Origin of the sequence: Paenibacillus sp. FSL H8-0122 (assembly GCF_038005345.1) — a bacterium.
In the GTDB taxonomy this organism is placed as follows: Bacteria; Bacillota; Bacilli; order Paenibacillales; family Paenibacillaceae; genus Paenibacillus_AQ.
Genome location: NZ_JBBOTB010000001.1, coordinates 1,002,378 through 1,015,658, shown reverse-complemented (window position 1 = coordinate 1,015,658; position 13,281 = coordinate 1,002,378). Strand labels below are relative to the sequence as shown.

General features: G+C 50.5%; 10 protein-coding genes. 1 reads left to right on the top strand and 9 read right to left on the bottom strand.

Going from position 1 to position 13,281, the window contains the following annotated elements:
- Nucleotides 1-4: 4 nt before the first annotated feature.
- The 6 genes from NSS64_RS04490 to NSS64_RS04465 all read right to left on the bottom strand — a co-directional run bounded on the left by NSS64_RS04490 (nucleotide 5) and on the right by NSS64_RS04465 (nucleotide 4,450).
- Nucleotides 5-1,666 (bottom strand): DUF4179 domain-containing protein, encoded by a 1,662-nt coding sequence (locus NSS64_RS04490; protein ID WP_341139347.1) that lies wholly within the window; start codon nucleotides 1,664-1,666, stop codon nucleotides 5-7.
- Nucleotides 1,626-2,183 (bottom strand): RNA polymerase sigma factor, encoded by a 558-nt coding sequence (locus NSS64_RS04485; protein WP_209872145.1) that lies wholly within the window; start codon nucleotides 2,181-2,183, stop codon nucleotides 1,626-1,628. Before NSS64_RS04485 ends, NSS64_RS04490 begins: the two co-directional genes overlap by 41 nt.
- 188 nt (nucleotides 2,184-2,371) lie before the next feature.
- On the bottom strand, nucleotides 2,372-3,283 hold the full coding sequence (locus tag NSS64_RS04480; RefSeq protein WP_340938845.1) for a methyl-accepting chemotaxis protein: 912 nt from the start codon (nucleotides 3,281-3,283) through the stop codon (nucleotides 2,372-2,374).
- Between the two features lie 110 nt (nucleotides 3,284-3,393).
- Entirely contained in the window at nucleotides 3,394-3,753 is a 360-nt protein-coding gene (locus tag NSS64_RS04475) for a hypothetical protein (protein ID WP_341139346.1), read from the bottom strand.
- A 122-nt stretch (nucleotides 3,754-3,875) separates the two neighbouring features.
- Nucleotides 3,876-4,055 carry a YfhD family protein gene (locus tag NSS64_RS04470; protein ID WP_036732220.1) on the bottom strand — a complete coding sequence of 60 codons (180 nt, stop codon included), beginning with the start codon at nucleotides 4,053-4,055 and terminating at the stop codon, nucleotides 3,876-3,878.
- Nucleotides 4,056-4,090: 35 nt separating this feature from the next.
- Complete coding sequence (locus NSS64_RS04465) at nucleotides 4,091-4,450, bottom strand: hypothetical protein (protein WP_340938842.1); 360 nt, start codon at nucleotides 4,448-4,450, stop codon at nucleotides 4,091-4,093.
- A 538-nt stretch (nucleotides 4,451-4,988) separates the two neighbouring features.
- Here NSS64_RS04465 and NSS64_RS04460 point away from each other — a divergent pair.
- Nucleotides 4,989-9,059 carry a S8 family serine peptidase gene (locus tag NSS64_RS04460; protein ID WP_341139345.1) on the top strand — a complete coding sequence of 1,357 codons (4,071 nt, stop codon included), beginning with the start codon at nucleotides 4,989-4,991 and terminating at the stop codon, nucleotides 9,057-9,059.
- Nucleotides 9,060-9,479: 420 nt separating this feature from the next.
- Here the strand turns inward: NSS64_RS04460 and dnaJ are convergent, their stop codons facing one another.
- From dnaJ to grpE, 3 genes are all read right to left on the bottom strand, one after another.
- A complete protein-coding gene (gene dnaJ / locus NSS64_RS04455; RefSeq protein WP_341139344.1) occupies nucleotides 9,480-10,607 on the bottom strand; it encodes a molecular chaperone DnaJ in 1,128 nt (375 codons plus the stop codon).
- Between the two features lie 118 nt (nucleotides 10,608-10,725).
- The gene (gene dnaK / locus NSS64_RS04450; protein ID WP_340938839.1) at nucleotides 10,726-12,573 is read right to left on the bottom strand and encodes a molecular chaperone DnaK; all 1,848 of its coding nucleotides are present in this window, start codon (nucleotides 12,571-12,573) and stop codon (nucleotides 10,726-10,728) included.
- Between the two features lie 73 nt (nucleotides 12,574-12,646).
- Entirely contained in the window at nucleotides 12,647-13,234 is a 588-nt protein-coding gene (gene grpE / locus NSS64_RS04445) for a nucleotide exchange factor GrpE (RefSeq protein WP_341139343.1), read from the bottom strand.
- Nucleotides 13,235-13,281: the final 47 nt, after the last annotated feature.

Genomic DNA, 13,281 nt, shown 5'->3' with positions numbered 1-13,281 from the left:
GTCACTATTGTCCTTGCAGCTGCACCCGTGTCTCTTTGTCCGGTTCATTGGTAGAGTAGAAAAACATGTATATTGAAGCTTCTGTGCCTTTGAAGTCCTTATACACATCAATGCTGCGGTTGTTTCCGTCTCCACGGAAGCCTACGGTCACTATTTTACCCAAGATTCGATCTTTACCTGTGCCAATATGAGTCTGATTCACACCGCCGAAATGGGGATCATCGCTCTTCATCTCTACATAAAGATCTGCACCCTGCATATAGTACGTCCACTGCACCGGATAACCGCCGGTTTGCCGGATTAACGTCTGCTTCTCGCTGGAGATGTTGGTTAATTCCAGTGGCTTCTTGTCATCCTCATGCCGGGTAACCTTATAATTACCTACAAGTGTCATTGGTGTTGTCTTTGTAATCTCAAGATCTACCGGCCGTTCGAAGCGCAGCGTTCTCAGATCCTTGTCCTCCGATGTCGAATACCACAATCCGCCTTCCAGCTTCTGTCCGCCTACCTCAAGACTATAATTCACATAAGGCAGCTCAGCGAATTTAGCTTTAGTCCGGATGGACACACGGACCTGCGTAGGCGTTACTACCATTTGCTCAATCTTGTTAGTCGTGTCTTCCGCTTCCAACGGCAGATCCAGTGCCGTCTTCATCGTGGCGCCAGCCATCTTCTGCTTGCTCAGCTCGAAATCGAACGTCCATGGACCATCAATATTGCGTTCAAGTTTGGTGTAGCTGAGCTTATACGTTGTGTCAGCCTTGGGCACATCACCCGGCTTGTAGTACTGAAGCGAGGTGTATTCCCTGTTGTCTCCGGGCTTGCCCATTGCTCCTGCCTGAGAGTTCTTGACTGGCTCTCCATCTCTATATGCTATGATTTGCGGGTATGCCAAGCTCTTAGCTTCTGGATTATTAAAGACTGCTGCCGTGGACAGCATCAGCTGTTCATTCCCTTCCTTAAAAGGCTGAACACTGAACGACTCTAGTCCATCCCGGTTCACCTGGAAGCTCTGCCGCTCCGGTGAGTCGGTATCGAACTTCAAGTCCACCTCCTGCTGAGAGTAGGACTGAATCCCCGTTGCGGTCAGGCTTACCTTGACCGTCTCCTGTCCCGGACTCCAGTTCGTCTCGAAATAACCATTGTACCGTTTATTTTTCTCATCCCACTGCTGGTAGTTGTATTCATTTTCATCGCCGTTCCCATTCGTATCCTTAAGGGACATTCCATTCACATTCCACATTCCATTGCCCTTGTCTCCCCCAACGTCCAGACTATACAGAATTACAGTCCGGTTCTCATCCGAGAGCGCCGTATGTAACGTCAGGGTTACTCCATCCTTGGTGACCGTCTGTCCGAGCGGCTGACCCAGATTCTGTGCCAGCGCCGCCTGTACACCGCTTCTATGGTTCAGCAGATTCCCCCAGTCAACTTGCACAGCGGCATACACAGGAACAGCCATCAGCACTACGCTGAATGAGGCTGCGACAGTAATCTTTCGCCAGTTGCGGTGGCGGACCGGGCTGCCTGCTCCCGCACGGCTGCTGCCTTTGGATGATGCATATCCGGCCTGCTCAATCCGGCCCCACATCTGCTCGAAATCCGGATAGATCAGCTCCTGATCCTCATTTAAGCGACGCTTTAACTGTGCTTCGGTTCTGTCCATATTCATCGTCCTCCTTCGTTATGGGCTGAACGCCCGCTTCTTCCAGAATCCTCTTCATCATGCGCAGCCCCTTATGCTGCCTCGACTTGACGGTCCCCAGCGGGATATCCAGCATCTTGCGGATTTCTTCCAGACTGAAATCATGCATATACCGCAGCGTCAGCACCGCCCTGATCTTCGCCGGGAGCCGGGACATGTATCCCGCCCATTCCAGCTTCGTTTCCTTCTGCTCCACCAGCTTGTCTACCAGCGGCTGCGGATTCTCCCTGAACATATGGAGATGGGCTGTCAGCTTCTGCTGCAGGCTGTTCCTGCGCTTCAGGTGGTTCAGGCAGGTGTTGACGGTGATTTTCATAATCCAGGCCTTCAGATATTCAATACCCTGCCACTCGCTGCGGAAGAGAGTGATGAATACCTCCTGACACAGATCCTCAGCATCGGCAGCATCGTGTACCATATAATAGCAGGTACGGTATACCTCCTTGCTGTAGGTTTGGAATAATTCCCTGTTGCCCACTTGAGCATGCCCTCCTTTCTTGTTTGAATTACCTTTATAACAACCCCGGGCTTCAAAAGGTTCATTTTCAGCAGCATATCCAGCTATATGTACTAAAAAAGCAGCATGTCCACCTGAAATGATCAGGCTGCATACTGCTTACGATAGATTGTCCGGGAATAACTGCTCATCTTCAGGGCAAGCACAGCTTAGATAATATTCATGACCTCACGCGCCTGGTTGTCCAGTTCCTGCGCAGAGGTAGCAATCAGCGTGAATTCATCCAGCGCCACCTGAATCTGCTGCTGGCTGAGCTGGACATTATCCTGCACCTGGTTCAGGCCCGTGGATATTCTGCCGACCTCTTCCGTAATGGCCTGGACACTGTCCCGCACTTCGGTAATCTGATCCTGCACCATCGCGGAGAGCTTTCTTACCTCCTTGGCCACCACATCGAATCCCCGGCCGAATTCTCCGGCATGTGCAGCCTCAATCGCTGCATTCAGGGCAAGCAGATGGGTCTGGGAAGCAATATCACGGATGGTCTGCACTACGCCGCGGATCGCCGCCGCCTGCTTTTGCAGATTCAGCAGCGTTTCGGTATTCTCGGTCGACACCTCGGCAATCCTGTCAATACTCAGCAGCAGCTCCTGACTCCGCTCAATTCCCTTGTCCGCACGCTGATTAAGGCTATCTGCCATTCCCTGCATCCGTTCCACGACATGGCTCATGTTATTCTGTCTCTCCGTGATGTTGGTGGCCACCTTGGATACGCCGATGACATGGGTATCTGTCTCATCAAACACTGGCATATATGTAGCTTCCAGCCAGACTGAATTCCCTTCTGCGTCCATCCGTTCAATTTTGTCCTGGAAGCTCCGGCCAGCCATTAAATTCTGCCAGAACAACTCATAATCGGGACTGTTCACGAATGAGGGGAAGCACAGCTGACTGTGCTGCATGCCGTACATATCCTCTGTTTTGTATTTCACTGACTGGGCAAAGATCTCATTGACATAGGCGACACGGCGGTTAAGATCAAACCGGATCATGGCAAGATTCTTTTCCAAGGCTTTGACAACCAGTTCGTCTGTAACTGCTTGGTCTGCTAGATTTTCCATATTGACTGCTCCCTATACATCTCAATTTTTAACTGATATGCGGACGACACTCGCTTATTTCACTTTACTCTTATTAACGGCTATTTTAGCTTTTAAAATGATAAGATTTTTTAATTCCCTAACTTAATTCCCCATACGCTGTCCTTCCTGTATGCAGCCGCTTCCAGCAGCTCTGGTAGTCTCGTATCCTGCGGATAATGCCGCTCCAGATACTGGACGAAGGCCTCGCGCAGACCGATCTCCTTGTCCAGCTTGTTGAATTCATTGGGGTGCTTTTCCATTTCGGCGATGGAAGCTTCCCAGCCTACCAGATCTGCCGCCTCCGACTGTTCTGCTCGAACCTTTTCAGCAAGCATTCTTAGCTCCCGGTAAGCTCGTTTCACTTTGGAGGAATAGACCTGCTTCTGGTTCAGGAAGGTTAACAGCGCTACCAGCAGCGCCAGTCCCACCCATATTATCACTGTATCCACTTATGTATCCTCCCGGCTTCGCATATCACTCCATTATACACGCCAAAACACAAAAATACCCCACTTACGCAGGGTATCCGTAGCAACAATTCGTCTGCTCATCTCTTCTTGACTTCACCGAGTTATTCTTTCTTCATAATCTCTCCCAACTGCCGCTTATCAGCCTCACGGGAACGGTCCATGGCCTCAATATCATCCTGATCTGCTTCAGCTGCTGAGAATTCAACATCCTCTGCCTTCGCCTCATAGAGCATTTTCATTTTTTCGGTTTTGGAAAAGATTTTCGAGTTTTCTCTGTCCATCGCTTGCCATCAGCCTCCAATGTATTTATCTGACCTTAAATCATTCCGCCGGCTTCCTCAATGAGCGACATCGCCTGACCATGGACAGCCGCATCTACAATAACCGTCAGCAGAATATTTCTGCCCGTCGGACCGCCATCCCCGCCGTGGCTCATTCCGCTCCCGCTCGTATGCGCCGCAGCTAATATGCCCGTATGGTCACTGACTGCCGTCATCGAATCCATGCTCGCCAAATTGCCGGTAACCGGATTTACTCCCGGCTTCTGCCCGCTTCCCCCAAACCTGCTGAACCGGTCAATGGAAATCTCCTCTGCACGCAGTGCCTGCAGCTTACGGGAGACCCCTTCCGCTTCCTCCGGGGTTTTGAAGTAGGCCAGTATACTTTTTTCAGACATGGGAATTCCCCGCTTTCTGCCTGGTGTCCATAACGTACAAGCTTACTTGGCTATTTTGGATTTCCGGACATAATTTTATACATTTCCCGGCTAAAGGTTCCTTTAAATGGAGGAAATCAGGAGCCAGACTACTAAACTATAAGTTCGTTTTACGCTCAGCATATATGTCAGTAATTATGACGAAAATTGTTTTTTTCTCTGTTATTTTGTATTTTTTTGTCCTATAAGATTGGTTTCATAGGTTAAATAGACTAAACATGTCATATAACATTCCACATAAAATAAAAACGTTCTCAAATCTCTATAAATTTTGTGTGGATTTTACAAATAACCAGTGGTAAAATCTTCTTAATATTTTTCCTAGTAATCTTGACGGAAATAAACCGGATTAATAGAAAAGGAGAATCCGACTACTGTCTGTAGCAGGAGAGATGAAGCCAGAACCAACATCATATTGTGGAGGGGATTACATTTGGAGTGGACAAAATTACCTCGTAAGCTATCATTACTAACATTATCATTAGGTGTGGCTGCAAGTATGATTCCAGGCGCGGCATTCGCCGCCAGCAGCTTGAAGACACCCGTATCAGGCAATCATCTTCCAGCCTTGATTCCAGCGAATCAGCCTTATATTTCTCCACAGATTAACACCAAATCCTCAAATCTTGTCCGGGTTATCGTTCAACTCAGCGGCCAGCCTGCCGCCGTAGGCAAGTATGCTGCCAGACAAGGAATTACAGCGCTCGCCAATTCAGCGACAGAAGCTGCGGTGAACAGCCAGCAGGAAGAAGTACTTGATAAGGCTGAAGCCAAGAAGATTGACCTGACCGTCAATTACAAGTACGACACGATTCTGAACGGCTTTGAAGTCACCGTTCCGGCTGACAAAATCCCTGAGCTGGCGAAGATCTCCGGCGTGTCTTCCATTTATCCGAACAGCACCTGGTACGCTCTCCCTGATCAGACAGTGACCGAAGTGACTTACAGAAACGACAATGCTCCCCTGAAGCAGATTCATGCCGACTGGGCAGCAGACAAAGGTCTTGACGGTAAGGGACTGAAAGTCGGTGTGATTGACACCGGTGTTGACTATACACACCCGGATATTGCTCCAGCTTATAAGGGCGGTTATGACTCCTTTTACCAGGATGATGATCCCTATGAAGAAGTGCCGCTTACTCCTGAAGAAGATGAAGAATATGGTGTAGGATATGCGGGAACTTACCACGGTACGCATGTAGCAGGCACGATCATAGGTCAGTATGCAGCTAAGGGTGATGTGGCTCAGAAGGGTGTCGCTCCCGGGGCTGATTTGTATGTCTACAAAGTATTAGGCCGTAATATTGATAAGCCGAATACTTCCTCCGGATCTTCCGCTCAAGTCATTGACGGAATTGAACGTGCGGTCAAGGACGGCATGGATGTCATCAACCTGTCGCTCGGCTCCGATTCCGAGAAGGATGTTAACTCCCCTGATTCCATCGCAATTAATAATGCAGTACTCTCTGGAGTAACTGCTGTAATTGCGAACGGGAATAATGGGGAAGCAGGTTACTTCTCCATGGGTTCTCCTGCTGCCTCCCAACTTGGAATTTCGGTAGGTGCCGTTAATAGCCCTATCAAAGCGTTCTCCGGTGAGTTCAAGGCAGAGATTACGGGTTCAGTCACTTCAGTGACTTATGACACCTATAATCCGTTCCATGTCATGGCCTATGAATTGGGTCAAACAGACTTTGCCGATATTATTGGAACAGAGCCGGTTAAAGTGTTCTACGCTAATTTAGGCGCAAATGAAGATTACCCGGAAGGAAATTTCGGTGAGAAAACTGTTGTTCTGGTATCCCGTGGCGATCTAGCCTTTGTAGACAAGATTGCTAATGCCAAAGCTCACGGTGCCAAAGCTATTGTGATCTTCAATGGTAATTTCCAGACAATAGACGGTAAGAAAGTAGCTATTCTGGATGAGAGCTATACTGACCGTTCTGACTTTATCGGTTCCAACCTTGGCGATGGATATGACAACATCCCTACGCTGGACCTGAAGGGCTCCCAAGGCCGCGCTTTAGCCAGAGCCATTGTTGCTAACGGCAACAAACCTGCTTACTTTACTTTCAGCTCCGAATATCCGATGGATATGACCGCCGGCGATGAAGTGACCAGCTTCTCCTCACTAGGACCGAACTTCGACGGTAAATTAAGCATTAAGCCGGACATCGTAGCTCCTGGTGACGGAGTGCTGTCTACGTGGCCTGCTTATGGCAAAGGTCATCCAGGAACTGATTATTCCAAAGCATACAATCGTATTAGTGGTACAAGTATGGCAACACCGCATGTAGCAGGCTTGGCACTGCTGATCAAGCAGGCACATCCAACTTATACACCATTAGACATTCGTGCCGCTCTGGCCAACACAGCAGATCCTGTGTTCTATCAGGAAGCTCCTGAAGACTTCTATCTACAAGGCCCAGGACGCGCTAATGTAGAGAATGCCATTAATACTCCGGCATTGCTGCAATCCATCGAGCCGATCTCCATTCTGGACAAGAACTTTGTCCCGCAGAATGTAATCAACTACAATCCGTCTACAAGCTTTGGCACCCTGCTTCCCGGTTCTGAAGCTAGCCAAGTGCTGCAATTAAAGAATATGAGCGATACTGCGCTTACCTATTCTGCTTCCGTGGAATGGAACTATGGTGATCCCAAGCATGTATCTGCGACACTCGACAAATCATCGGTAACTGCCGCCGCGAAAGGTGCCTCCACGTTCAACCTGAAGGTTACCGTCGCTGCTGATACCGTGCCGCAAATGCTGCAAGGTAATGTCGTCCTGGAAGCAGCAGGACAGCCAACTCTGCACTTGCCGTTTGCAATCAATGTAGATAAGACGACCGAACAGCCTAGCTGGGGCACAGGCATTCAGGAAGCTGCACTGAACCAGCCGATCGTCTATACCAATTCAAGTGCTATTCTGAACTACAAGCTGAAAGCAGATGATATTAACTATTATGAAGTAAATCTGATTGGTCTTGATGATACCAAGAAGGGCTCCTTCCAGGTATCCACGACCGGTGCGCCGGATAAGTTCTTCGAGCCTGGGAACTATAGCACGGTTGTATCATCAACCTATCACCCATATGACCACAATGGTGATCCAATCTTGGATGCTTACGGCAACCCTGCGGTGGCGGGTCTGACCGATGGAGTCTACAAGCTTGAGGTTCTCGGCATTAAAGCCAAAGATAACACCAAACCGATCAAGATTGACTATAACAATGATGAATACTACAGTGCCTACACCTCATTCCGCTTTATCACTGTCTCTGACAGTGGAAACAATGGCGGCGGCGGTGGTGGAGGTGGCGGTACAGTAGTTACGCCAACACCTGTGGTGGTTCCAGAACCTGTGAAGTCCCTTGTTGAAGAAGGCGTTCAGCAAGTAACGGTAACACCTCTAACCGCATCGAAGGATGGTGTAACGACAGTAACCGTGAGCGACAGCGATCTGAAGGCCGCTCTGGACAAAGCCGCTACTGTCAAGACAGCCGTTGTTATCTCTCTGATCAGCATCTCAGATAAGTCTGCTGAACTGAGCCTGACTGCTGATCAGGTGAAATTACTGTCCGCCATTCAAGCAGGCAGCACCCTTATCGTGAATGTTGGCGGATCTGCTGTAGCCTTGCCGGTATCCTTATTAGCCGCTTCCCCTGCAGGCCAGAGCTTGAAGCTAGTAATTAAGCAAGAACCAGACGCAGCCAGCAAGCTGATTGCAGGTACTCCGGGTGCCCAGGTTATCGGAACCCCGGTATCCTATGAAGCTTCATGGACTACAGCTACAGGCAGCACTTACTTGAACGTTCCAACCAACGTGTTCATCAAGCGCACCTTTACTGTACCAGGCAAGATTGAATCCAAGACAGCAGGCGTATTGTTTGAAAAAGATGGACTGGTGACCCCGGTTGCTTCTGTCTTCACACCACAGCCAGACGGAACAACCATTGTTACAGTAAGCCGTCCAGGCTTCTCCGTGTATGCAGCAGTCAGCAAACCGGCAGCAGCCTTCACAGACATTGCTAATTCCAAATCAGCTGTTGCCATCCAGACGTTGGCCGACAAGCTGATTATCCAGGGAACCTCAGCGACTACTTTTGCACCACAGAGCAATCTGACCCGCGCTGAGTTCACAGCGCTCTTGACCCGTGCATTGGGTCTACGTACCGATGCCAGCGTAACCTTCTCCGATGTGAAATCAACGGACTGGTACGCCAAGGATGTCGCCGCAGCCTCCAAGGCCGGTTTGATTCTGGGCATTGGTAACGGCAAGTTTGCCCCAACCCAGAAGGTAACCCGTCAGGAGCTGGCCGTCATTCTGGACAGAGCCCTGAAGCTGACTGGAACCGAACTGAAGGCCGCTGCCAATCCTTCGTTCACAACCTACTCCGACAGCGCTAAGGTAGCCCCTTACGCCAAGGACAGTCTGCAAGCCCTGACCAAAGCCGGCATCTTCGCCAGCGAATCAGGCATTGCTTTCAACCCAACAGCTCCGGCAACCCGCGAGACAGCAGCCGCTGCACTCTATGAATTGCTGAGCAAGAGCGGATTAATCGAGTAGTAGAATAAGCTTAAAAGGCTGTCCCAGTAGTTGTTACATGACTACTCTGGACAGCCTTTTTTGTTTGGTTATGACCCGTTTGAACACTTGAGCAGACGCTGCTGCAGATAATGTGCATACTACCTCTGATTGCATTTACTACATTAGAATCCCCTTTAATTCGTCCCAAAAGAGATTCTGTTGTATTTCATACATTTAATTCTTAGATATCTGTTTAAAAATGCCCATTTAAAGAATTTCTACTGTATGTTGTGCAACAGATTCTCTTTTTGGTGAATTTCAGAAGCATTCTGTTGTATCAAATACAACAGAACCACAAAGACAATATACCCGGCAAAAAACAGCGCCCCGCCTCCACTTAATGGAGATGAGGCGCTGTTTTACAAGCTCTTCCATCCTTATTTCATATTACTTAAAAGTTCAGTCTCCCCGGAACGCCCGTTTCACACGGTCGAAGAACGACTGCTCCTGCTCATGCGTATTCTCTCCGTTGAAGGAGGCGAACTGGCGGAGCAGGTCCTTCTGCTCTTCGCTGAGCTTGCTAGGCGTGACGACGATGACGCGGACATGCTGGTCGCCGACGCCGTTGCCGCGCAGATGCGGAACTCCTTTGCCTTTGAGGCGGAAGAAGGTACCGGTCTGGGTGCCTGCCGGGATCTTGAGCTTCACCTTCTCGGTCAGCGTTGGGATCTCAATCTCGTCACCGAGCGCCGCCTGAGCGAACGTCAAGGGAACCTCGCACATAATATCGTTGTTCTCACGCTCGAAGAAATCATGATTCTTCACGCGGATCACAATGTACAGGTCTCCGGCCGGGCCGCCGCGTGTGCCGCCTTCGCCTTCACCAGTCATGCGCAGCTGCGCGCCGTCATCGACACCGGCAGGGATACGCACATGAATCTTGCGCTGTCTCTTCACCTTGCCCTGGCCTGCGCAGGTGGTGCATTTCTCTTTGATGATTTTGCCTGTGCCGCTGCAATGGGAGCAGGGACGGCGGTTACGCATCTGTCCAAGCGGTGTATTCTGCACGAATTCCTGCTGTCCGCTGCCGTGGCAGACGGAACAGGTCTCCGGCTTCGTACCCGGCTTGGCTCCGGAGCCGAAGCAGGTATCGCAGGTCTCCGTGCGCGGAATGGTAATATCGGTCTCTTTGCCGAACACCGCTTCCTTGAACTCAATGGTCATTGTATACTGCAAATCGCCGCCGCGCTGTGGGGCATTCGGATCACGCCGTCCACCGCCGCCGCCGAAGAACATATCGAAGATATCCCCAAGACCGCCGAAATCTCCGCCACCGCCGCCAAAGCCGCCGCCCATTCCCTGATTAGGGTCAATATGCCCATATTGATCATACCGCGCGCGCTGTTGCCCGTCGCTCAGAACGTCATAGGCTTCCTTCACCTCTTTGAACTTAGCCTCAGCATCACTGGCCTTATTCACATCGGGATGGTACTGGCGCGCCAGCTTGCGGTAGGCCTTCTTCACTTCGTCTTCTGAAGCATCTCTTCCGAGGCCCAGAACCTCATAATAATCACGTTTATCTGCCACTGCTTTCACCTCCGTACATCGTTAATTCTCCCCATTTACAAGGTAAAAGGAAAGCCAAAACCCGGGATGCCCCGGTCTTGACCTTCCCTCTCACCACCATAGAACTTATCGTCTAAGGTTACCCTTGATTCTTCTCATCGTCAACCACTTCGTAATCCGCATCTACCACGTTATCCTTCTTGGCATTGCCTTCAGCAGCATCCTGACCCGCTTCAGCACCCTGCTGCTCCTGCGCAGCCTGCTCATACAGCTTCACGGACAACTGCTGCACAATCTCATTGAGCGCCTCTGTAGCGGCATTGATTTCTTCCAGGTTGTCAGTTTCAAGGGCAGCCTTCACTTTGTCCTTAGCTTCATTCGCTTTATCGATCTCGGAAGCATCGACCTTGTCGCCCAGATCCTTAATTACTTTATCTGTGGAGTATACGAGCTGGTCAGCACCGTTCTTGGCTTCGACCAGTTCTTTACGCTTGCGGTCTTCCTCAGCGTGCAACTCGGCATCCTTCATCATCTGTTCCACTTCTGCGTCACTCAGACCGCTGGAAGAAGTGATGGTGATCTTCTGGCTCTTGTTGGTGCCTTTATCTGTAGCAGAGACGTTAACGATACCGTTGGCATCGATGTCGAAGGTAACTTCGATCTGCGGTACGCCGCGCGGTGCCGGTGGAATCTCGTTCAGCATGAAGCGTCCCAGCGTCTTATTGCCGTTCGCCATCTCGCGTTCACCCTGCAATACGTGGATTTCCACGCTAGGCTGGCTGTCTGCAAAGGTCGAGAACACCTGCGATTTGCTTGTAGGGATCGTAGTGTTGCGCTCAATCATCTTCGTGAACACGCCGCCAGCAGTTTCAATACCGAGGGACAGCGGAGTTACGTCGAGCAGAACTACGTCTTTTACATCGCCAGTCAGTACGCCCGCTTGAACAGCAGCACCCAGGGCTACTACTTCATCCGGGTTAACGCCCTTGTGAGGCTCTTTACCGGTAAGCTTCTTGATCGCATCCTGTACGGCAGGAATACGGGTGGAGCCGCCGACCAGTACGATTCTGTTCAGATCCGCAGGGGTCATTCCGGCATCCTTCAGCGCTTGACGGGTAGGTCCCAGCGTGCGCTCAACCAGGCTTGCCGTCAGCTCGTCGAACTTGGCACGGGTCAGGTTGATCTCCAAATGCTGAGGCACTCCGTCAACTACCGTGATGAACGGAAGCGATACTGTAGTTGTAAGTACGCCGGACAGCTCTTTCTTCGCTTTTTCCGCAGCATCCTTCAGACGTTGAACAGCCGCTTTGTCCTTGCTCAGATCAATGCCTTGCTCTTTCTTGAATTCAGCTACGAGATAATCCATAACCAGTTGGTCAAAATCATCTCCGCCCAGACGGTTGTCACCGCTGGTAGCCTTTACTTCAAAGAAGCCGTCGCCCAGCTCAAGGATGGATACGTCGAAGGTACCGCCGCCAAGGTCATAGACCAGGATGGTGTGATCTTCGGATTTCTCCAGACCGTAAGCAAGAGCTGCTGCTGTTGGCTCGTTGACGATACGCAGCACTTCAAGGCCGGCGATTTTGCCTGCATCCTTAGTAGCCTGACGCTGGCTGTCATTGAAATAAGCAGGAACTGTAATAACCGCCTGAGTTACAGGCTGGCCCAGATAGGCTTCAGCATCGGATTTCAGCTTCTGGAGAATCATAGCCGAGATTTCCTGTGCAGAATAGTCTTTACCGTCAATGCTTTCTTTGTGGCCTGTACCCATGTGGCGCTTGATGGAAGCGATGGTACGGTCCGGGTTCGTAATGGCCTGGCGTTTTGCCGTTTCACCGACGATGCGCTCGCCGTCCTTCTTGAAGCCTACAACCGATGGGGTTGTACGCGCGCCTTCCGGATTCGGGATAACGACGGCTTCGCCGCCTTCCATAACGGCAACGCAAGAGTTCGTGGTTCCTAAGTCAATACCGATAACTTTACTCACAGTAATGTGCCTCCTCAGAAATAATGTGAAGCCCGGGGCTTCATCGATTTTTATTATCTTATATAGAACAGATCTACATGCTGACTTTGACCATGGCCGGACGAAGAACCTTATCCTTCAGGAGATAGCCCTTCTGGACCTCTTCCGTCACGATGCCTTCCTCGTACTCCTCGCTCTCCACCTGCATGATCGCCTGATGATATTCAGGGTTAAAAGGCTGTCCTACCACTTCCATGGCTGTAAGTCCTTCAGTCTTAAGGACTCCCTCCAGCTGCCGGAAAATCATATTCACGCCTTTGATGAACGCTTCAGCGTCTGCACCTGCTGCAGGAGTCGCCAGTGCGCGTTCAAAGTTATCCATTACCGGAAGCAGCTCGGTTACAAGCTTAGACGTTGCGTACTGCGCCAGCTCTTCCTTTTCTTTCTGGGTCCGGCGGCGGAAGTTATCGAAATCAGCCTGCACACGCAAGGTGCGCGCCTGATGCTCATCTGCCAGCTCCTGCAGCTTTCTGTACTCCTCATTGCCTGAAGCCGCCTCGCTGGCCTCTTCAGCCGTGAATGCGCCGCTGTCCGCTGTGGTATCTGCCTCTTCAGCTGCGTGATTATCATTCACCGAGGGATCATTCTTCTCATTCATTTCCTGAACCTCTTCCTCTTTCAAGTTGTCTTCACCTCCTTAATAATATTCATCATGGACTAGTACACTCT

Coding starts and splice junctions, on each gene's coding strand:
- NSS64_RS04490 (WP_341139347.1), bottom strand. CDS start 1,666: ATGGACAGAACCGAAGCACAGTTAAAGCGTCGCTTAAATGAGGATCAG.
- NSS64_RS04480 (WP_340938845.1), bottom strand. CDS start 3,283: ATGGAAAATCTAGCAGACCAAGCAGTTACAGACGAACTGGTTGTCAAA.
- NSS64_RS04470 (WP_036732220.1), bottom strand. CDS start 4,055: ATGGACAGAGAAAACTCGAAAATCTTTTCCAAAACCGAAAAAATGAAA.
- NSS64_RS04465 (WP_340938842.1), bottom strand. CDS start 4,450: ATGTCTGAAAAAAGTATACTGGCCTACTTCAAAACCCCGGAGGAAGCG.
- NSS64_RS04460 (WP_341139345.1), top strand. CDS start 4,989: ATGATTCCAGGCGCGGCATTCGCCGCCAGCAGCTTGAAGACACCCGTA.